At 63.9% G+C, this 18,026-nt stretch carries 21 protein-coding genes; 12 read left to right on the plus strand and 9 right to left on the minus strand.

Features of this window, described 5'->3' with window-relative positions:
* Positions 1 to 14 precede the first annotated feature (14 nt).
* Together pyrF and AC04SI_RS16635 are read left to right on the plus strand one after the other, a co-directional pair.
* A complete protein-coding gene (gene pyrF / locus AC04SI_RS16630; RefSeq protein WP_404275335.1) occupies positions 15 to 713 on the plus strand; it encodes an orotidine-5'-phosphate decarboxylase in 699 nt (232 codons plus the stop codon).
* A gap of 26 nt (positions 714 to 739) precedes the next feature.
* Entirely contained in the window at positions 740 to 1,027 is a 288-nt protein-coding gene (locus AC04SI_RS16635; RefSeq protein ID WP_120017644.1) for a DUF1330 domain-containing protein, read from the plus strand.
* Positions 1,028 to 1,189: 162 nt separating this feature from the next.
* Here AC04SI_RS16635 and AC04SI_RS16640 read toward each other — a convergent pair whose 3' ends face one another.
* Both AC04SI_RS16640 and AC04SI_RS16645 read right to left on the minus strand, forming a co-directional pair.
* Positions 1,190 to 1,651, minus strand: a complete 462-nt coding sequence (locus tag AC04SI_RS16640; protein ID WP_404274446.1) for a thiol-disulfide oxidoreductase DCC family protein — start codon at positions 1,649 to 1,651, stop codon at positions 1,190 to 1,192.
* A gap of 179 nt (positions 1,652 to 1,830) precedes the next feature.
* Positions 1,831 to 1,977, minus strand: coding sequence for a hypothetical protein (locus AC04SI_RS16645; RefSeq protein ID WP_006200592.1), 147 nt, complete (start codon positions 1,975 to 1,977; stop codon positions 1,831 to 1,833).
* Between the two features lie 353 nt (positions 1,978 to 2,330).
* On the opposite strand from AC04SI_RS16645, the gene ku reads away from it, so the two are divergent.
* Together ku and ligD are read left to right on the plus strand one after the other, a co-directional pair.
* Positions 2,331 to 3,197: a non-homologous end joining protein Ku gene (ku, locus tag AC04SI_RS16650; protein WP_404274444.1), complete on the plus strand. Its 867-nt coding sequence runs from the start codon at positions 2,331 to 2,333 to the stop codon at positions 3,195 to 3,197.
* Positions 3,198 to 3,208: 11 nt separating this feature from the next.
* On the plus strand, positions 3,209 to 5,731 hold the full coding sequence (gene ligD / locus AC04SI_RS16655; RefSeq protein WP_488474509.1) for a DNA ligase D: 2,523 nt from the start codon (positions 3,209 to 3,211) through the stop codon (positions 5,729 to 5,731).
* Positions 5,732 to 5,735: 4 nt separating this feature from the next.
* Here ligD and AC04SI_RS16660 read toward each other — a convergent pair whose 3' ends face one another.
* Positions 5,736 to 6,410 (minus strand): ArsR/SmtB family transcription factor, encoded by a 675-nt coding sequence (locus tag AC04SI_RS16660; RefSeq protein WP_404274441.1) that lies wholly within the window; start codon positions 6,408 to 6,410, stop codon positions 5,736 to 5,738.
* 180 nt (positions 6,411 to 6,590) lie between these two features.
* On the opposite strand from AC04SI_RS16660, the gene AC04SI_RS16665 reads away from it, so the two are divergent.
* Together AC04SI_RS16665 and AC04SI_RS16670 are read left to right on the plus strand one after the other, a co-directional pair.
* Positions 6,591 to 6,923, plus strand: coding sequence for an NIPSNAP family protein (locus AC04SI_RS16665; protein ID WP_404274439.1), 333 nt, complete (start codon positions 6,591 to 6,593; stop codon positions 6,921 to 6,923).
* Entirely contained in the window at positions 6,920 to 7,264 is a 345-nt protein-coding gene (locus AC04SI_RS16670; protein ID WP_404274437.1) for an antibiotic biosynthesis monooxygenase family protein, read from the plus strand. The genes AC04SI_RS16665 and AC04SI_RS16670 overlap by 4 nt, the downstream gene beginning before the upstream one ends.
* Positions 7,265 to 7,272: 8 nt before the next feature.
* Here AC04SI_RS16670 and mbfA read toward each other — a convergent pair whose 3' ends face one another.
* Entirely contained in the window at positions 7,273 to 8,256 is a 984-nt protein-coding gene (gene mbfA / locus AC04SI_RS16675) for an iron exporter MbfA (protein WP_404274436.1), read from the minus strand.
* Between the two features lie 173 nt (positions 8,257 to 8,429).
* Here mbfA and AC04SI_RS16680 point away from each other — a divergent pair, with 173 nt between their 5' ends.
* Positions 8,430 to 8,753, plus strand: coding sequence for a hypothetical protein (locus AC04SI_RS16680; protein ID WP_488474510.1), 324 nt, complete (start codon positions 8,430 to 8,432; stop codon positions 8,751 to 8,753).
* Between the two features lie 214 nt (positions 8,754 to 8,967).
* Positions 8,968 to 9,951: a threonine/serine dehydratase family protein gene (locus AC04SI_RS16685; protein ID WP_404274433.1), complete on the plus strand. Its 984-nt coding sequence runs from the start codon at positions 8,968 to 8,970 to the stop codon at positions 9,949 to 9,951.
* Here the strand turns inward: AC04SI_RS16685 and AC04SI_RS16690 are convergent, their stop codons facing one another.
* The 4 genes from AC04SI_RS16690 to AC04SI_RS16705 are packed head-to-tail and all read right to left on the minus strand — an operon-like array spanning position 9,952 to position 13,656.
* Positions 9,952 to 11,088 carry an ABC transporter permease gene (locus AC04SI_RS16690; RefSeq protein WP_488474511.1) on the minus strand — a complete coding sequence of 379 codons (1,137 nt, stop codon included), beginning with the start codon at positions 11,086 to 11,088 and terminating at the stop codon, positions 9,952 to 9,954. It abuts the gene before it with no gap.
* Complete coding sequence (locus AC04SI_RS16695) at positions 11,085 to 12,005, minus strand: ABC transporter ATP-binding protein (RefSeq protein WP_404274431.1); 921 nt, start codon at positions 12,003 to 12,005, stop codon at positions 11,085 to 11,087. The genes AC04SI_RS16690 and AC04SI_RS16695 overlap by 4 nt, the downstream gene beginning before the upstream one ends.
* Positions 12,002 to 12,955: an HlyD family secretion protein gene (locus tag AC04SI_RS16700; RefSeq protein WP_404274430.1), complete on the minus strand. Its 954-nt coding sequence runs from the start codon at positions 12,953 to 12,955 to the stop codon at positions 12,002 to 12,004. Before AC04SI_RS16700 ends, AC04SI_RS16695 begins: the two co-directional genes overlap by 4 nt.
* On the minus strand, positions 12,952 to 13,656 hold the full coding sequence (locus AC04SI_RS16705; RefSeq protein WP_404274428.1) for a CerR family C-terminal domain-containing protein: 705 nt from the start codon (positions 13,654 to 13,656) through the stop codon (positions 12,952 to 12,954). The genes AC04SI_RS16700 and AC04SI_RS16705 overlap by 4 nt, the downstream gene beginning before the upstream one ends.
* 91 nt (positions 13,657 to 13,747) lie before the next feature.
* Here AC04SI_RS16705 and AC04SI_RS16710 point away from each other — a divergent pair, with 91 nt between their 5' ends.
* Genes AC04SI_RS16710 through AC04SI_RS16720 form a run of 3 tightly spaced genes read left to right on the plus strand, consistent with a single transcriptional unit; the run spans position 13,748 to position 16,010 of the window.
* On the plus strand, positions 13,748 to 14,221 hold the full coding sequence (locus AC04SI_RS16710) for a CYTH domain-containing protein (protein ID WP_404274427.1): 474 nt from the start codon (positions 13,748 to 13,750) through the stop codon (positions 14,219 to 14,221).
* On the plus strand, positions 14,218 to 15,162 hold the full coding sequence (locus AC04SI_RS16715) for a CHAD domain-containing protein (protein WP_488474512.1): 945 nt from the start codon (positions 14,218 to 14,220) through the stop codon (positions 15,160 to 15,162). Before AC04SI_RS16710 ends, AC04SI_RS16715 begins: the two co-directional genes overlap by 4 nt.
* Before the next feature lie 41 nt (positions 15,163 to 15,203).
* A complete protein-coding gene (locus tag AC04SI_RS16720) occupies positions 15,204 to 16,010 on the plus strand; it encodes a C40 family peptidase (protein ID WP_404274423.1) in 807 nt (268 codons plus the stop codon).
* Here the strand turns inward: AC04SI_RS16720 and AC04SI_RS16725 are convergent, their stop codons facing one another.
* Entirely contained in the window at positions 16,011 to 16,808 is a 798-nt protein-coding gene (locus tag AC04SI_RS16725; RefSeq protein WP_404274422.1) for a helix-turn-helix domain-containing protein, read from the minus strand. It abuts the gene before it with no gap.
* Between the two features lie 113 nt (positions 16,809 to 16,921).
* On the opposite strand from AC04SI_RS16725, the gene AC04SI_RS16730 reads away from it, so the two are divergent.
* Positions 16,922 to 17,779, plus strand: coding sequence for an SMP-30/gluconolactonase/LRE family protein (locus AC04SI_RS16730; protein ID WP_404274420.1), 858 nt, complete (start codon positions 16,922 to 16,924; stop codon positions 17,777 to 17,779).
* The last annotated feature ends 247 nt before the right edge of the window (positions 17,780 to 18,026 follow it).

The following is an 18,026-nucleotide window of genomic DNA, read 5'->3' on the forward strand; positions in this document are numbered from 1 at the left end:
ACGCCGAGGACGCCATGCACGCCGAGACGATGCGAGACAGGCTGATCGTCGGACTCGACCTGCCGACGCTGCGCGAGGCCGAGCAGGCGGTGCGCGAGCTCGACGGCGTCGTCTCCTTCTACAAGATCGGTTACCAGCTCGCCTTCGCCGGCGGGCTCGATTTCGCCCGCGAGCTCGCCACCGGGGGCAACAAGATCTTCCTCGACATGAAGTTGCTCGACATCGACAACACAGTGGCCAAGGGCGTCGAGAACATCGTCAAGATGGGCATGACGATGCTGACCATCCATGCCTATCCCAAGGCGATGCGGGCGGCCGTGGAAGCCGCCAGGGGCAGCGAGCTTTGCTTGCTCGCGGTCAGCGTGCTGACCTCGATGGACGAACAGGATGTGATCGACGCCGGCTATGAATACGACCCGCACACGCTGGTGCTCAGGCGCTCCGAACAGGCGCTGCATGCCGGCATGGGCGGTGTCGTGTGTTCCGCCGAGGAGGCGGAAGCGGTGCGCCGGATCGTCGGCCCCGGTATGGCCGTGGTGACGCCGGGCATACGGCCGAAGGGCAGCGACCATGGCGACCAGAAGCGCGTCGTGACGCCGGCGCAGGCGATCCGCAACGGCTCCAGCCACCTCGTCGTCGGGCGGCCGATCGTCGGCGCCGCCGACAGGCGAGCGGTTGCAGAAGCGATCCTCGACGAAATGCGCTCGGCGTAAGACACAAGACCAAGCGGAGAAGACGAATGCCGAAAGGATACTGGATCGCCCGCGTCGATGTGCGTGACGCCGAAGGCTACAAGGACTATGTCGCCGCCGCCAAGCCGGCCTTCGAGCGGTTCGGCGCGACATTCCTGGCGCGCGGCGGCGAGCATGAAAAGGCCGAAGGTCCGGGTCGCGCACGCAACGTGATCATCGAGTTTCCGTCACTTGCCGCGGCACACGATTGCTACCACTCGCCGGAGTATCAGCGCGCCGTCGCGATCCGCCAGAAGGTGGCCGACGGCGAGATCGTGCTGGTCGAAGGCATCTGAGACCCATCGAGAGGCGACAGCCGCGATTGCGAACAATAGCCGCAGATGATGGCGGCCGGACCCTGAGCGGTTCAACGTTTGATAGAATTGTTGAGCCGCTCTAACCCTTTGTTTTTACGCAATTCCAGACGGGAACCGCTACGCACTTTTCCTGCAATTGCTCTAGCCAATCAGCCGCTCCCGCATCTCCGCTGACGGGATCTCGCAGCTGTCCCTTCTGCCGAACAGGGCATAGCGGTTCTTGGCGATGCGATCGTAGAGCCAGTCGCGCAGCGGGCGTGGCAAAAGCAGCAGGAGCTTGGCCGCCCGCCACGGCCAGCCCAGTTCGGCCATCACGGCGACGAAACTGTCGAGTCGGGTGAAGGCGGCGCCGTCAATGCGGGCCAGATTGGTCTCGTAGCTGTCGGTCGGCAGTCCATATTTTTGAAACAGCCCCTCGCCAAACGGCGACTGCGCCGTGGCAAAGCGGAAGCGCTGCTTGCGGTCGAGCCGGATCACCATCCGGACAAAACCCGAGCAGAACACGCAGACGCCGTCGAAGACGATCAGCGGATGGGATGCGTCGAAGGATTCAGGAAGAGGGGCTGGATCAGGAAGGGAGATTGGCTTGATGACGTCGGTCACGATTGCCTCGGCTGCTCATGTCCTTGGACACTAAGCCAGCCGATGGCTGCATCAAAGCCCTGGCGTTGTCGCACGCCGTCTGTCGGCCAGCGCGGGGCGCTCGGCGCGGTAGGTGGTTGCGCGATGATTGTCGGCCGGTTTGCAGATCCGGCTGTCATGACGGCTTTCGACGGTCATGATCAGTGCGCGCTGATGCCCAGCGAATTGCCGCGGCGGGCGCAGGCCGGGCCCGGGCCGCGCATGTAATAGCGCTCCGGCCGATAGGTCGGCGCGACGAACTCGCGGAGGGCGACGGCGTAGCCGGCGATGTGATTCCAGAACTTCATTTTCCCTGTCCCTGTCCCGATTTCGGATGTCCCTTCCGAATTGCCTGGGATGATAGCGTCGAGGCGTGAATAGTCGGTGAACGTGATGTTAATTTCTGGTCCGAAACGCCCTGGTTCGTGGCCGGAATGCGGCTGATTCGGGGTGTTTCCGTGCAGTCTGTCGCCATTTCGGCTTGTGTGACTTTTGCATCACATATGTTTCGTATGGATGTCGCTTGGGCGCGGTTCTGTTTCAACGCTTGGGCCCCAGACGAAATTTCCGTGCGCGCGCCAACAAGCGTTCGGGCTTGTTGCCGGAACCTGAACGCGCCCTGCCCGTTCTCGGTTGAACCGCATTGAACAGGAAACTCGTCATGGCGCCGCGTCCCGCCTGGAAGGGCTATCTCAAGCTGTCATTGGTCACCTGCGCCATCGAACTGACCAATGTCGTGACCCATACCGAAAAGGTCTCGTTCCGCATCCTCAACCGCAAGACAGGCAATACGGTGAAACGTATCTATGTCGATGCCGAAACCGGCAAGCCGTTGGAAGAAGGCGACGAGATCAAGGGCTATGAGGTCGATGACGACGAGTTCGTCCATATCGAGGAAGATGAGATCGAGGCGGTGCAGATCGAGACCTCGCACACGATGAGCCTCGACGGCTTCGTCGACAAAGCCTCGATCCAGCAGATCTATCTCGACACGCCCTATTATGTTTCGCCGGCCGACAAGGTTTCGGAGGAAGCTTTTGCCGTCATCCGCGACGCCATGTCGGGCAAGAAAATGGCTGGGCTCGCCCGCATCGTGCTCTACCAGCGGGAACGACCGGTGGTGATCGAGCCGTTGGGCAAGGGCATGGTGCTGACCACTTTGCGCTACGACAACACGGTGCGGCAGCCGGACACCGTCTTCAGCGACATCAAGGCGGTGAAGACCGACGACGAGATGACCGATCTGGCCGAGCTCATCATCGACAAGAAGCAGGCGAAATTCGATCCGTCGAAATTCGACGACAAATACGAGGATGCGTTGCTCGAACTGATCCGCGCCAAGAAGGCCGGCAGGAAGGCGCCGAAGCCAAAGGCGGCGCCGAAGCCCTCCAATGTCGTCAACCTTTTCGATGCGCTGAAGAAGAGCCTGTCGGCGGACGGCGGCGCGGGGAAGGGGAAAAAGCTGGCGAAGCGTTCGGCGAAAACTGCCAGGCCGAAGGCCGCCGACGGCAGGCGTAAATCGGCATAGGAGGCCGACCCATGGCCGGCCTCGAACAATACCAAGCCAAGCGCGATTTCAGGAAAACCACCGAACCGGCAGGCAAGGTCTCGCGGGCCGGGAAAAAAGCCGGCGGCATCTTCGTCATCCACCAACATGCGGCGACCCGGCTGCATTACGACCTGCGCCTCGAACATGACGGCGTGCTGTGGAGCTGGGCGGTGACGCGTGGTCCGAGCCTCGATCCGCACGAGAAACGGCTGGCCGTGCATGTCGAGGACCATCCGATCGACTATGCGCCGTTCGAAGGCACCATTCCCAAGGGCGAGTATGGCGGCGGCTCCGTCATCGTCTGGGACGAAGGCACATGGGTGCCCGAGATGGATCCGGCCAAGGCGATGAAGAAGGGCCATATCGGCTTCGAGCTGAAGGGCCATAAATTGCATGGCCGCTGGCATCTCGTCAGGCTCAAGCCCCGCTCCGGCGAAAAGCGCGACAACTGGCTGCTGATCAAGTCCGACGATTCTGCCGCGCGCCCCGGCGAGGACATTCTGGAAGACGAGCCGAAATCGGTGAAGTCGGGCCTGACGATCGAGGAAGTGGGCGCGGGCAAGACGGCTAAAGGAAAGAAGGCCGAGGTCTGGCATTCCAACAGACCGGCCGCCGGCAAGGCGAAAATCGGTCACGCCAAGCGCCTCGGCTTCATCGAACCAAGTCTCGCCACCTTGCAGAAGGATGCGCCTTCCGGCGAAGAGTGGCTGCATGAGGTGAAGTTCGACGGCTATCGCATGCAGGCCCAGCTTGCCGGCAGCGAGGTCAGGCTGCTGACCCGCGCCGGTCTCGACTGGACGGGGAAATTCGACGGCCCAGTCACCGCCGCGCTTGCCAGCCTGAAGTGCCGGGATGCCATCATCGATGGCGAGGTCGTCGTGCTCGCCGACAGCGGCGTCTCGTCTTTCGCCCTGCTCCAGGCGGACCTGTCGGCCCGCCGGGCGGATCGCTTCGTCTACTATGCCTTCGACCTGATGCGGCTCAACGGCCAGGATCTGCGCAGCGAGCCGCTGGTCGAACGCAAGCAGGCCCTGGCTGAACTGCTCGGCGATCAGTCCGAGCAGTCGGCGCTGCGCTTCAGTGACCATTTCGCCGAACCGGGCAAGGTCATGCTGCAGCATGTCTGCCGGATGGGCCTGGAAGGCGTCGTTTCGAAACGCGCCGATGCGCCTTACCGCAGCGGCCGCGGTCTGACCTGGGTGAAATCGAAATGCACGCTGCGCCAGGAATTCGTCATCGGCGGCTATCTGCCATCCGACAAGACCGGACGTGGCCTGCGCTCGCTGCTGGTTGGTTATCACGAAGGCGGCAAGCTGCATTATGCCGGCCGCGTCGGCACCGGTTTCTCCGGCAAGGTGGCCGCGGATCTGAAGAAGCGGCTCGACGGCCTCAAGGCAAAAACCTCGCCTTTCTCCGCCGCCGTGCCGAAAGGCAAGGGACTGGTCTGGGTCGAGCCCGAACTCGTCGGCGAAGTGGAGTTCCGCAGTTGGACATCCGACCGTATAATCCGCCACGCCTCGTTCCAGGGATTGCGCGAGGATAAGCCGGCGGAGGAAGTCGTGCAGGAAAAGCCGAAGCAAGCCACCGGCAAGGCCGGGAGCAACTCGAAGGCGGATGACGCCAAGGCGACACCGAGGGGCGCTTCGGCCGGAACCGCGAAGACCTCGGTGAAGCTTTCGCACCCGGACAAGCTTCTGTGGCCCGACGAGAAGATTTCCAAGCAGGGTCTGCTCGATCACTACGCGCTGGTCTGGCCGCGCATGGAACAGTTCGTCGTCAACCGGCCGCTCAGCCTGGTGCGGGCGCCGGACGGCATTGGTGGCCAGCGCTTCTTCCAGAAGCACGCTTCGGCCGGAATGCACGACAAGATTTTGAGGATGAAGGATCCGACGGACGGCGAGGAGATATTGTTCATCCGGGATTTCGACGGCCTTGCCGCGCTGGTCCAGTACGGCGTGGTCGAGACCCATATCTGGGGCTGCACGGTTGACGAGCTGGAAAAGCCGGACCAGATCATCTTCGATCTCGATCCGGATGAAGGCGTCGACGTCAAGGTGGTGCGCGAGGCCGCCCTCGACATCCGCGCCCGCTTGGACGAATTGTCCTTACCGAACTTCGTCAAGACTTCGGGCGGCAAGGGCTATCATGTGCTGGTGCCGCTGAAGCCGTCAGCCGACTGGGACGAGGCAAAGACCTTCGCCCATGATTTCGCCCGTGCGCTGGAACAGGCCGCTCCCGACCGCTACACCGCGACGCTGTCGAAGAAGGCGCGCACGGGGAAAATCTTCGTCGACTATCTGCGCAACGGCCGCGGCTCGACGACGGTCGCGCCCTATTCGTCGCGGGCCAAGAAGGGCGCGACGGTGTCGATGCCGGTGACCTGGAAGGAGATCGAGAAAGGGCTGGCCCCGAACGCTTTTGCGATTGGCGACAAGGCGACGCTGAAGCGGCTGGCGGAAGCCGATCCGTGGAAGGATTTCTTCAAGCTGGGTAAGCCACTCAAGCGCAGCTAGCCCATCAAGCCAAAAACACCTTCTCGAACGCCTGCTTGCCAGTCGGCGAAAACACCACCGCGCGGCTGTCCCTTTCGCGCCGCGCCCATTTATCGGCGAGGATCTTGTCGAGGATCGCTGCCCCCAGCGTACCGGCAAGGTGCGAGCGCCGCACGCTCCAGTCGAGGCAGGCGCGGCAGACCGGCCGGCGCGCCTTGGCTTCGACATCGATGCCGAGCGCCGCGAAATGCGAGGCGGCCGAAGGCCCGAGCCGGATGTCCTTGTCGTCGCGAACCAGAACATTTCTGTCGACGAGGCGGTCGAGCATCGCCACCGCCTGTTCGCCGGCGAGATGGTCGTAGCAGACGCGCGCCACGCGCATGGCCGCGTCGCGCGGGCCTGGCCGCACCCGCTTGGGACCGACGGCTTCCGCGACGCCGGTGATCGCCTCGATCATGCCGGCCACCTGCGGCCCGGCGAGGCCGTAATAGCGGTGCCGTCCCTGGCTGGCCAAAGTCAGCAAGCCGCCTTCCATCAGTTTCGACAGATGCGACGAGGCAGTCGGCAGCGACACGCCGGCCTCCAGCGCCAGCTCGGATGCGGTCAGAGCCGTTCCGCCCATCAGCGCAGAGAGCATGTTTGCCCGCGCCGGATCGCCGACCAGGCTGGCAATGCGGGCTATGTCGGGTCCTTCACGCATAGTTTCATCTCCATCGAAGCATACTCGCGAGAAAACCACTATCCTGCGATCAGATCAAGGAGATGGCGATGACCGCCACAAAGCTCCTGACATCGAATTGCCTAGCACAGGCAAGCGCGCAATGTTTCGACCGTGCTCGAAGCGTCGCCGTAACAGACCCAAGCTGACGAGGAGACAAAAATGACCATCACCTGTTTCATCCGCTACGAGATCGACCCGTTCGGCAAGGCGGCATTCGAGGAATATGCGCGCAACTGGGGGCAGGTCATCCCGCGCTGCGGCGCCGACCTGATCGGCTATTTCGCGCCGCATGAAGGCTCGGCCACCACCGCCTATGCCGCCTACAACATCGACAGCCTCGCGGCCTACGAAGCCTATCGCGCCAGGCTTGCCGCCGATCCGGCCGGTAAGGCAAACTACGAACTCGCGAAGCGGGAAAAATTCATCCTGAAGGAGGATCGCATGTTCCTGAAGCTCGCCTCCGGGCCGCACGCCAAATTGGTGCTGCCGTGATCGCCGTCATCTTCGAGGTCGAGCCGGCGGCGGGCCGGCGCGACGCCTATCTCGGCATCGCGGCCGAACTGCGCCCGCTGCTCGACGGCATCGACGGCTTCATCTCGATCGAGCGCTTCCAGAGCCTGATCGACCCGAACCGCGTCCTGTCACTGTCGTTCTGGCGCGACGAGGACGCGGTAAAGGCCTGGCGCAACACCGAAGAGCACAGGCAGGCGCAGAAGGCCGGACGTGGCGGAATCTTTGCCGGCTACCGTTTGCGCATCGCCCATGTCGTGCGCGATTATGGACTGACCGAACGGGCCGAGGCGCCTGCGGATAGCAGGGTGGTGAATGGCTGAAGGGATCGCTAAGCATTCCCGATCAGCACGCCCGCCGCGAACACCAGCGCGCCGCCCAACACCACCTGGAAGGCGGCGCGCCAGAATGGCGTTTGCATATAGCGGTTCTGCACGAAGGCGATCGTCCACAATTCGAAGAACACCACCACGGCCGCCACCGCGGTCGCCGTCCAGAAGAGCGGGATGAGATAGGGCAGCGCATGGCCCAGGCCGCCCAGCGTCGTCATGATGCCGACGGTCAGCCCGCGCTTCACCGGCGAGCCGCGGCCCGACAGTTTGCCGTCGTCGGAGGCGACCTCGGTAAAACCCATCGAGATGCCGGCGCCGATCGAGGCGGCAAGCCCGACCAGGAAAGTCTGGAACGTGTCGTGCGTGGCAAACGCCGCGGCGAAGATCGGCGCCAGCGTCGACACCGACCCGTCCATCAGCCCGGCCAGTCCCGGCTGCACATAGGTCAGGATGAACTGGCGCTGTTCGGCGCTCGCCTCTTCGATCTTGACCTTGCCCGGCACATGTTCCTGTTCAAGCTGGTGTGCCGAGCTCTCATGGCCCTGTTCGGCCGCCGCCAGATCGTCGAGCAGCTTTCGGGTCGAGGCGTCGGTGGTGCGCTTGGCCGCCTCGACATAGAACAGATAGGCCTGCCGCTCCATCGCCTCGGCCTGCCGGCGCACGGCGTCGATGCCGAGCGGCCTGACCAGCCAGTCGGGCTTCCGCTCGTAATAGCCCTTCACATGATCGCGCCGGATCAAGGGGATGCGCTCGCCGAAGCGTATTCTATAAAGCTCGATCAGCGAGTCGCGGTGGCCGTCCTCCTCTTCCGCCATCGCCTCGAACACCTTGGCCGATTGCGGAAAGCTTTCCGCCAGCCCGTCGGCATAGGCGCGGTAGATGCGCCCGTCATCCTCCTCGGACGAAATAGCCAGCGCCAGGATCTCCTGATCGGACAGCGAATCGAAGGAACGGCGGCCGAAGCCGAAAACACGGGAAAGCATGAGGAAGTCACCATAGTTTAGAATAGTTCTAAACTATGGTCTCGTCCGTTGCTGGTCAATCGCGATCACCCTGGGGTTCAAAAAATGTTGAACCGAGCAGTTGCCACGAGGCCTTCATTATTGGCGAATGTTCACCTATATAGCCGAGCCTAAGCGAAACAAAGGAATCGCGGATGACTGAAAAGCCGCACGCGCACCCATTTGACCCAAAGCCCGTCCTCGATCTCATCGCCAGCATCGAGGCCGACCTGCAGCGCCTCAAAGGCCTGGTCGAGCAGCAGGTCGAAAAATTCGACCCCGCCAACCCGCACAACAAGACCCCCGACGGCAAGCTGACAGAGGAAGGCGTCGAATGCTGCTACCGCATATTCGATGACGGCAAGTCGCGCTACTCGGTCGCCCAGCAGATGAAGATCTCCTTCGCCGCCGCCACCCACCGCTTCAACGCCTGGCGCAAGGTCGGCGGAGCCAAACGGCGGAAGACGCTTTTGGGATGAACGGTTGGTTCGCAGCAAGGCTGGTGATGGGCGAAACCACCGGCGACAGCGTCCTTCTCCTCGTTTACGGGGAGAAAATGGCGGCAGCCAGATGAGGGGCAGCGCTGCCCGCGTGTCAGGACTCTCCAAACTTTGTAACGGTCACATTTTTTCGTTGGCGCCCGGCATGGCTTCCCGTGCACGATAGTGAGATCACTTTTCTGCAAGGTTTGCCATGAACACACCCACCCTTCCCGGCATCGCCGACATCCGCAGCGCCGCAGCAAAACTCTCCGGCCTGATCGTCGAAACGCCATTGATCGAATCGCAAGAACTCAACAAGCGTTTCGGCGGCCGCATCCTGTTCAAGCTGGAGACGCTGCAGCGCACCGGCTCATTCAAGTTCCGCGGCGCCTACAACAAGCTGTCGTCGCTCACCGAGGAGGAACGCAGCCGCGGCGTCGTCGCCTTCTCCTCAGGCAACCATGCGCAAGGCGTCGCCGCTTCCGCCGCGATGTTCGGCGTCAAGGCGATCATCGCCATGCCGGCCGACGCGCCGGCGATGAAGATCGCCAATGTCCGCAAGATGGGCGCCGAGGTAGTGCATTTCGATCGCGTCCGCGAGGACCGCATGACCGTCGTTCGCCCTTACGTCGAACAGGGCATGGTTCTTGTGCCGCCTTACGACGATCCCAGGATCATCGCCGGCCAGGGCACGATAGGCCTCGAACTTGTACGCCAGGCAAAGGCGCTTGGCGCGAGCCTCGACGCGGTCGTTATCCCCTGCGGCGGCGGCGGCCTCTCCAGCGGCATTTCGATCGCGGTCAAGGACGCTTCGCCGGTCACCTCGGTCTGGGGGGTCGAGCCCGAGCATTTCGACGACACCCGCCGGTCACTGGCCAAGGGCGCCAGGGTGATGAATGAGCCCGGTCATCAATCGATCTGCGATGCGCTTCTCGTCGCCGAGCCGGGCGCGATCACCTTCGAGATCAACCGCAAAAACCTCGCCGGCGTCATTGCCGTCTCCGACCAGGCAACGCGACAGGCGATGCGCGACGCCATGGCCCATCTCAAGCTGGTCGTCGAGCCCGGCGGCAGCGTCGCGCTGGCGGCGCTGTCATCTGGCGAGATTGAGCTGGCAGGCAAATGCGTCGCCGTGGTGCTCTCCGGCGGCAATGTCGATTTCGGCACCTATGCGGAAATCATGGCGGCGGCTTGATCAGTCCAACGTCCGCCTGAACCGCACCAGCGCCACGCCGGCAAACAAAGCCACGAACACCACCAGCCAGCCGATTTCGGTCGCCACGGCCGGCAGTTCGGCGCCCTTCAGTATCACCGCGCGGATGATGCGCAGAAAGTGCGTCAGCGGCAGGATCTCGCCGAAAAGCTGCGCCCAGTTAGGCATGCCACGATAGGGGAACATGAAGCCGGACAGCATGATCGACGGCAGGAAGAAGAAGAAAGTCAGCTGCAGCGCCTGCATCTGCGTGCGCGCGATGGTCGAAATGGTGTAGCCGAGCAGCACCAGCGCCAGCACGAAGATCAGCACGGCGGTCAAGAGCAGCGACATCGAGCCGGTGAAGGGGATGGCGAACAGAAGTTTTGCCGCCGCCAGCACCACCACCACCTGCACCGCGCCGACCACCAGATAGGGCAACACCTTGCCCATCATGATCTCCAGCGGGCTGGAGGGCATCGCCAGAAGGTTCTCCATCGTGCCGCGCTCAGTCTCGCGCGTCAGCGCGATCGAGGTCATCATCACCATCGTCATCTGCAGGATGACGCCGAGCAGGCCGGGCACGATGTTGTATTGCGAAATGCCTTCGGGGTTGTAGCGCCGGTGCACCACCACTTCGAGCTGGTCCTTGGCGCTGTCGGCGGCGGCCTCCTGCATGCCGCGCGCCCGAAGCAGCGCCTGGTTGGCGACGGTGCCGAGCGTCGAGATGGCGCCGCTGGCCACCGCCGGGTCGGTGGCGTCGGCCTCGATCAGGATCTGCGGACTGTCGCCGCGCTCCACCCGGCGGGCGAAATCGGCGGGGATGGTGACGACGAAGGCGACGTCGCCGCGCGACATCAGGAACTCGGCTTCCGCGGCACTTTGCGCGACATGGTCGAAGCGGTAGTAGCCGGTGGTCTGCAGCGCCGAGACCATGGCCCGCGTATAGGGGTCGCTGCTTGTCGCCACCAGTGCGGCCGGCAGGCTCTTCGGATCGTTGTTGATGGCATAGCCGAACAGCACCAGCTGCATCAGCGGCACGCCCAGCATCATGGCGAAGGTGATGCGGTCGCGCCGCATCTGGATGAACTCCTTGATCAGCAGCGCGCCGAGCCGGGCGAAGGAAAAGAGGCTGTTCATGCCATATTGTCCTTCGAGCCGGACATGAACTGGATGAAGACGTCCTCGAGGCTGGTCTCGCCCGGCGCCACTGACACGCCCTTGTGTTGCTTCTCGACATCGGCGAGCGCGGCCTGCAGCGCCTTTTTGTCGGAGCCGACGACATGCAGCGTGGGACCGAACGGCGCCACCTGGTCGACGCCGGGCCGGCCCTGCAGCGCTTCGGCCACCTGGTCGAGACGCGGCCCCTGCAGGACGAAGGTGGTCAGCCCGGCGTTCTTCACCACCTCGTCCACCGTGCCGGTGGCCAGCATCTTGCCGTAGGAGATGTAGCTGATGCGGTGGCAGCGCTCGGCCTCGTCCATGTAATGGGTTGAGACCAGTACGGTCAGCCCGCCGCTCGCCAGCCGGTGGATCTCGTCCCAGAATTCTCGCCGCGCCTTTGGGTCTACGCCCGCGGTCGGCTCGTCGAGCAAAAGCAGCTTCGGCTTGTGCATGATGCAGGCCGCAAGCGCCAGCCGCTGCTTCCAGCCGCCCGACAGCGTGCCGGCCAACTGGTTGCGGCGCGTGGTCAGGCCGAGGTCTTCCAGCGTCCGCGCCACATGGTCCTCCACCGGCTTCAGCCGGTAGAGCCGGGCCACGAATTCGAGGTTCTCGCCGATCGTCAGATCCTCGTAGAACGAGAATTTCTGCGTCATGTAGCCGACTTCGCGTTTGATGCTGAGGCTATCGGTGCGGATGTCGAAGCCGAGCACGGTGCCCTCGCCTTCGTCCGGCGTCAGCAGCCCGCACATGATGCGGATGGTCGTCGTCTTGCCTGAGCCGTTCGGCCCGAGGAAGCCGACGATCTCGCCCTCGGCCACCGTCATCGTCACATGGTCGACGACGGTCTTGTCGCCGAAGCGCTTGACCAGGCCATGGACGTCGATGACGTTCATTTTGCGCCATCCGCCAGATCGACGTCGACGATCTGCCCAGGCTGCAGCGGGCCGGCATCGCCCTCCGGCCGCGCCTCGACCAGATAGACCAGCTTCTGCCGGTTCTCGAGCGAATAGATAACCGGCGGCGTGAACTCCGGCTCGGGCGAGACATAGCTGACGCGCGCTTTCACATCCGGCCCGCAGCCGTCGCAATGGACGCCGAGCAGCGTGCCGACCTTGATCGATGAGAACGCGCTTTCCGGAATGTAGACGCTGAGCTTTACCGCGCCGTCCGGCAGCATCGAAATCACCGGCGCGGTCGGCCCGGCGGTGTCGCCCGGATTGCGGATCACGTCGTTGACGCGGCCGGGCGAGGGTGCTGCCAGCACGCGCTTGGACAGCCGCCATTGCGCTTGCTCCAGCGCCGACTGCGCCTGCTTGACCTGGTTGTCGGCGGCCTTGATCGTCTCGGCGCGCGCCGGCAGGCCGCCGACGGCGAGATTGGCCTCCGCCTGGCCGACCTGCGCATTCGCGGTCTCCAGCGTGGCGGAAGCCGTGTCGTAGTCGGCCTGCGTGCCGGTGCCGCGCTTGAACAGGTCGCTGGCGCGGTCGTATCTGCGCCTGGCGTCGGTGGCCTGAGCCTTGGCCATGTCGACTTGCGCCTTGAGCACCGCGATTTCTTCCGGACGCTTGCCGACCTGCAAGTCCGCAAGTTGCGCCTGCGCCTGGGCGAGTGCCGCTTCCGCCTGCGCCACGGCGATCTTTGCGTCTGCGCTTTCCAGCGTCACCACCGGCGTACCCTCCGCGACACGGTCACCGCGCTTGACCGCGACCGTCGCGACTTGCGCCACCTCGATCGGCGCCAGCAGCACATAGTCGCCCTCGACATAGCCGACGGCTAAAGGTGCGGCCGGCGCGCAGGCGCCAAACAGCTGGGCGGCAAGCGGCAGCGAACAGAGAAAACTCATGATTTGCCCTCCTTGCGGGCGGCCGGACTATGGGCGGCGAGGATCGCGTCGAGATTGTCCGCCGTCACTGCCACCACCTTGGCGGCCTCGGCCTCGCCGATCTCGTTCCAGCCCATCCTGCGCATGACCGCCTCGCGGCCGATGCGGAAATAGATGACCTGGCCGATCAGCGTGAACACGGTGAGCCGGGTAGCCTCGCTTTCGGCCGCCTCACCGGTCGCCTGCTCCCACACCTGGCAGAGCCGGCGATGCGTCGGCTCGAACACGCCGGCATAGATGCGGTCGAGCGCCGCTGTCGGATGTGACAATTCCCTAAGTACGAATTGTACGATCTCGCCAGCCTGCGGGCTTGCCACTATGAAGCCCACCATCCGCTCCAGCGCGGTGAAGAGCTGCGCCCGCGCCGCCTCGGGAGTGGCCGGTGAGGCCGCCTGGGCCGCGCCGGTAGCCTGCCCGGCTATCACCTGGATGGTGTCGACGATATAATCGGCGGCGGCGGCGCGCAGCCCTTCCTTGCCGCCGAAGTGGTAGGCGATGGAGCCGATATTGGCTTTCGCCTCGGCCGCGATCTCGCGTGTCGAAGTGCCGTCGAAGCCTTGCCGCCCGAACAGCTTGAGTGCCGCATGCACCAGTGCAGCGCGTGTCTGGTCGGCAGGCGAAGCTTCGCGAAGCAAAGGTTTGGCGCTCGGTTTCTTGCTCATCAATCGTATTTAATCAATCGATTGATTAAAGTCAAATTGATTCTCGGCTTCGACTTGCCATCTCGGGGCACCCGCGCTTTAGTGCCCGGCCATGGGCAAGGAAGTCGAACGCAAGTTCCTGGTCTCCAGCACCGCTTGGCGTGATCTGGCCGAGGCGGATATCAGGATTCGACAATTTTACCTTGCCGCGGCGCCCGGCCGCACGGTGCGCGTGCGCATCAGCGACGGCACCTCTGCCGAACTGACGCTCAAATTCGGCAGCAAGGCGCGCGAGCGCGACGAGTTCGAATATCCGATCCCGCTGGCCGAGGCCGAGGAGATGCGGGCATTCGCCATCGGACGTGTCATCGAGAAGACACGCCACCATGTTAGGCACCGCGGCTATCTCTATGAAGTCGATGTATTCGGCGGAATGCTGGCGGGGCTTGTGGTCGCTGAACTCGAGACGCCGGAAGACGTGCCGGACGAAATGCTGCCAGATTGGCTCGGCCGGGAAGTCACCGGCGAGCACAAGTTCTACAACGCGTCGCTCGCCCTTGGGGGGATTCCGGAGATCGCCGCATGAGCTTTCGCATAGACCCGCGCCTGCCGCTGACCGGCGAGGTCAGGCGCATCCTGGCCGAGGAAATCGGCAAGGCGCTTGGCCATCTTGATACGGCACGCGAGAAGCCGGAACAGGGGCTGCACAAGTGCCGCAAACGGCTGAAGAGCGTGCGTGCCTTGCTTCGCTTGGTTCGTTCCGGGGACGAACCGTTCTACCAGACCGAAAACCAATGCTACAAGCAGGTGTCGGCCCTGCTCGCCGGCCCGCGCGAGGCGACGGCGCTGATCGAGACCATCGATCGGCTTGCAACGAGCTTTCCCGAGCAGAGCGCCGGTGGTGGCCTCGATCCCGTCCGTGACAGGTTGGTGCTGCGCCAGCATGAGCTGCATGGCGGTGCCGGCCTCGACGCCGCAATCGGCGCTGCAGCGGCGGCTTGCCGAGAGGGCCTCGAACGCGTGGAAAGGCTGGTCCTGCCCGACCAGCCGGAACAGGCCGCCGATATCCTCGCCGACGGCGCCCGCGCCACCTTGCGCCGGGCTCGCAAGGCGCTGGACAGGGCAGGCTCCCGCGGCGCGGCCGATGATTTCCACGATTTGCGCAAGGCGGCCAAGACCCACAGCATGCATCTGTCGCTGCTCGGCCGGCTGTGGCCGACGCCGATCAAGGCCAGGCGCAAGGCGGTCGACGAACTGGGCGAGCAGCTGGGCGACCTGCACGACGTGTTCGTCATGCGCGCGCTTCTCGATGCCGATGGTGAGCCACTCGGTTCGCCGGAGGACACAAAGCTTCTCGCCAAGCTGCTGAAGCGCTCGGAAAAGAGCCTGAGAAAGACCTGCCTCGTCGACGCGGCCGAATTGTTCGGCGACAGCCCCAAGCGGTCGACAAAAAAGCTCGCCCGCAAGGTGCGCGAAGACCTGGCCGGCGCGGCTCAGGAAGATGCTGGCTTGCCCGTCGCCAGCTGATCATGGTCCACACCGCCGGTCTGTGCTAATCGCCATCTACGATGACCGCGCCCGCCGAAACGCTTCTCGATCGCCTTGGCCGCTGGCTTGCCGGCCGGCTGCAGGATGAATCCTCCGGCTACGAGCCGTACACGCCGTCCGACGCCGAAACGCTGCGGCGCACGCTCCAGCCCGGCGACATCCTGCTCATCGAGGGCAACCAAAAGATTTCGGCGGTCATCAAGTATTTGACGCAGTCGACCTGGTCGCACGCGGCCTTCTATGTCGGCGACGCCCTGGCGGAACCCGAGGACGGGTCGGAGCGGCGGCGCCTGATCGAGGTCACCCTCGGCGAGGGTTGCGTCGCCGTGCCGCTGTCGCGCTACCGCACCTACAACACCCGCATCTGCCGGGCGAGCGGCCTGGCGCCGGAAGACCGCGACAAGGTCGTCGCTTTCATGATCGGCAAGCTCGGGTTGAAATACGATCTCAAGAACATTTTCGACATGCTGCGCTTTTTCCTGCCGACGCCGCCGGTGCCGGTTCGCTGGCGCCGCCGCATGCTGGCCTTCGGCTCCGGCGACCCGACGCGGGCGATCTGCTCGACGCTGATTGCCGAGGCTTATGGCCAGATACGCTATCCGATCCTGCCCGAGGTCACACGCGCGCCCGGCCGCGCTTCGGCGCAGTCGAGCTATATGCGTCGGGAAATCCTGCACATCCGCCACCACTCACTCTACACGCCGCGCGACTTCGACCTGTCGCCCTTCTTCCGCATCGTCAAGCCGACACTGGAATATGGCTTCGACTACCGGGCGGTGACCTGGGGCGACAAAACCTCCGACCAGGAGATCAAGGTCGCCGAATAGCTACGCAGGCATCGGTCGCCGTGCCCCGGAGGCCGGATCTTTTGCTTTCGCAGCAGCATCTCGCGCGTGCGGGCCAACCGGCATGATCGCCGGAAAGGGCGTCGCGCCGAACGCAAAGGTCCATTTGTAGCCGATGAGCGCGTCTTCGGGCGTCGTGTGCTGGTCGTGATGAGCCAGCAGCTTTGCGCGCTCCGCCAGTTCCTCCGCCTCGCGTCTGACCATCTCGGCCGTCTCCGGTCGCATCCGCCGGGAGAAGCTGACGAATGTCGCCTCACGCTGCAGATGGTTGATCGCCCAGCCGATGAAATTCTTGTTGGTCGCCTCGAACAGTGGCCTGAGCGGGCCTTCGAAATTCCACTGGATCGGCGTCTCGACCAGCAGCCTCGCCGAAAGGCCGCGGCCGAGCGCGACCAGTCCGAGCTCCTCGAGGTCGCGCAGATAGAGGAACATCGAAGCTTCGCTCAGGTTTTGCGAGCGCATGATGCCTTCGGGCGTGAATTTCTCCGACAGCATGATGAAGACGAACAGCAGCGCCGGCCGGCTCGCCAGCTTGCGCTCGATCTCCGGCGCCACGTGGTTGGCCGGCCCCGGCCCCCGGTTCATCGCGCCCAACACGTTCTCCAGCTCGACCTCGGCAGCAGTGCAGATCTCCACCAGGCGGTCGAGCTTGCAGTTGCGCTCATGGAAGATGCGCTTCACCGTCGGCTCGGAAACGCCCATGCGCTCGGCCAGCATGCGATAGGTGAGGCCTTTCGCCTTTAGCGTCCGCTTCAGCGCCTCGAAGATCGGACCGTTCATGGAATGCACCTCTTTCGCGCGATTTCGTATCAATCTTCGATACTAGCGCCAAAAGGCCTTCCGGAAAAGTATCGAAAAACCTAGCTCTTCGCCGTCACCACAGGAGATCAGCCATGAAGACCCTCATCATTTCGACCTTTCTCGCCATCGTCGGCATTGCGGCGGTGCCTGCCCAGGCCGGCGAGATCTGGCGCGCCTCCGGCTTCGAGCAGCCGGAATCCGCCCTCTTCGACGTCGCCAACCAGCGCATCATCGTCTCCAACATCGTCGGCAATCCCGGCAACGCAGATGGCAACGGCTATCTGTCGGTTCTGTCGCTGGACGGCAAGATCGTCACCCAACATTGGACTGACGGCATGGACGCACCCAAGGGCATGGCAATCTCCGGCGGCAAGCTTTACGTCGCCGACATCACCAAGGTCCGCGTCGTCGACCTCGCCAGCGGCAAGCTGGTTTCAAGCATCGACGTACCGCAAGCCGTCTTCCTCAACGACGTGACCGCCGACGCCTCGGGCAAGGTCTATGTCACCGACATGCTGGCCGACACGATCTACCGCATCGACGGCGACAGACCGGAGCTGTTCGTCAAGGACGCGGTACTTGCCTCGCCCAACGGCATCTTCGCCGACGGCAACAGGCTGATCGTCGCCTCCTGGGGCAAGGGCATCAACCCCGATTTCAGCACCGCCGAGCCCGGCGGCCTGCTCGCGGTCGATCTTGCCAGCAAGGCGGTTTCGCCACTGCCTGGCGCGCAAAAATTCGCCGATCTCGACGGCGTCATCGCCATCGGCGACAGCATCTATGCCACCGCCTACATGACCGGCACGCTCTACCGCTATCATGAGGGCGGTGCGCCGGAGGTGATCGCGACCTTCAAGCCGGGCAGCGCCGACATCGGCACCGACGGCAAGTCGACCATCTACGTGCCGCTGATGAATGAGGGCGCGGTGGCGGCGTTGACGCTCGATTGAGAGCAACAACCGAGGTCTCGGGGCCGGTCTACGAAACTTCCACTTTGCGCCAGAAGCGGTCATCCGCTGCCAGTTCTCGAGTGACCGCAGTGGGCCGTTAGCGGACTGGCAGCTTCGAACCTCAGATCTTTAATTGCGGACCTTCAGGTCGATTGCGACCGCTGCGGCCCGTCGTGCCGTGGGTCGGGCTGCGCGATGCGCACACGTTCGGCCGAAGTCGCCTCTTGAGCTGTCTAGTCCCCGAGCG

The sequence above is a fragment of the Mesorhizobium sp. CNPSo 4689 genome (assembly GCF_057784325.1).

Bases quoted from the DNA above. Each gene is read 5' to 3' on its own strand.
- AC04SI_RS16690 (WP_488474511.1), bottom strand. From the start codon at position 11,088: ATGAACAGCCTCTTTTCCTTCGCCCGGCTCGGCGCGCTGCTGATCAAG.
- AC04SI_RS16695 (WP_404274431.1), bottom strand. From the start codon at position 12,005: ATGAACGTCATCGACGTCCATGGCCTGGTCAAGCGCTTCGGCGACAAG.
- AC04SI_RS16725 (WP_404274422.1), bottom strand. From the start codon at position 16,808: ATGAACGGTCCGATCTTCGAGGCGCTGAAGCGGACGCTAAAGGCGAAA.
- AC04SI_RS16715 (WP_488474512.1), top strand. From the start codon at position 14,218: ATGAGCTTTCGCATAGACCCGCGCCTGCCGCTGACCGGCGAGGTCAGG.
- mbfA (WP_404274436.1), bottom strand. From the start codon at position 8,256: ATGCTTTCCCGTGTTTTCGGCTTCGGCCGCCGTTCCTTCGATTCGCTG.
- AC04SI_RS16705 (WP_404274428.1), bottom strand. From the start codon at position 13,656: ATGAGCAAGAAACCGAGCGCCAAACCTTTGCTTCGCGAAGCTTCGCCT.
- AC04SI_RS16720 (WP_404274423.1), top strand. From the start codon at position 15,204: ATGACCGCGCCCGCCGAAACGCTTCTCGATCGCCTTGGCCGCTGGCTT.
- ligD (WP_488474509.1), top strand. From the start codon at position 3,209: ATGGCCGGCCTCGAACAATACCAAGCCAAGCGCGATTTCAGGAAAACC.
- AC04SI_RS16730 (WP_404274420.1), top strand. From the start codon at position 16,922: ATGAAGACCCTCATCATTTCGACCTTTCTCGCCATCGTCGGCATTGCG.
- AC04SI_RS16665 (WP_404274439.1), top strand. From the start codon at position 6,591: ATGACCATCACCTGTTTCATCCGCTACGAGATCGACCCGTTCGGCAAG.
- AC04SI_RS16685 (WP_404274433.1), top strand. From the start codon at position 8,968: ATGAACACACCCACCCTTCCCGGCATCGCCGACATCCGCAGCGCCGCA.
- AC04SI_RS16710 (WP_404274427.1), top strand. From the start codon at position 13,748: ATGGGCAAGGAAGTCGAACGCAAGTTCCTGGTCTCCAGCACCGCTTGG.
- AC04SI_RS16700 (WP_404274430.1), bottom strand. From the start codon at position 12,955: ATGAGTTTTCTCTGTTCGCTGCCGCTTGCCGCCCAGCTGTTTGGCGCC.
- pyrF (WP_404275335.1), top strand. From the start codon at position 15: ATGCACGCCGAGACGATGCGAGACAGGCTGATCGTCGGACTCGACCTG.
- AC04SI_RS16660 (WP_404274441.1), bottom strand. From the start codon at position 6,410: ATGCGTGAAGGACCCGACATAGCCCGCATTGCCAGCCTGGTCGGCGAT.
- AC04SI_RS16680 (WP_488474510.1), top strand. From the start codon at position 8,430: ATGACTGAAAAGCCGCACGCGCACCCATTTGACCCAAAGCCCGTCCTC.
- AC04SI_RS16645 (WP_006200592.1), bottom strand. From the start codon at position 1,977: ATGAAGTTCTGGAATCACATCGCCGGCTACGCCGTCGCCCTCCGCGAG.
- AC04SI_RS16635 (WP_120017644.1), top strand. From the start codon at position 740: ATGCCGAAAGGATACTGGATCGCCCGCGTCGATGTGCGTGACGCCGAA.
- ku (WP_404274444.1), top strand. From the start codon at position 2,331: ATGGCGCCGCGTCCCGCCTGGAAGGGCTATCTCAAGCTGTCATTGGTC.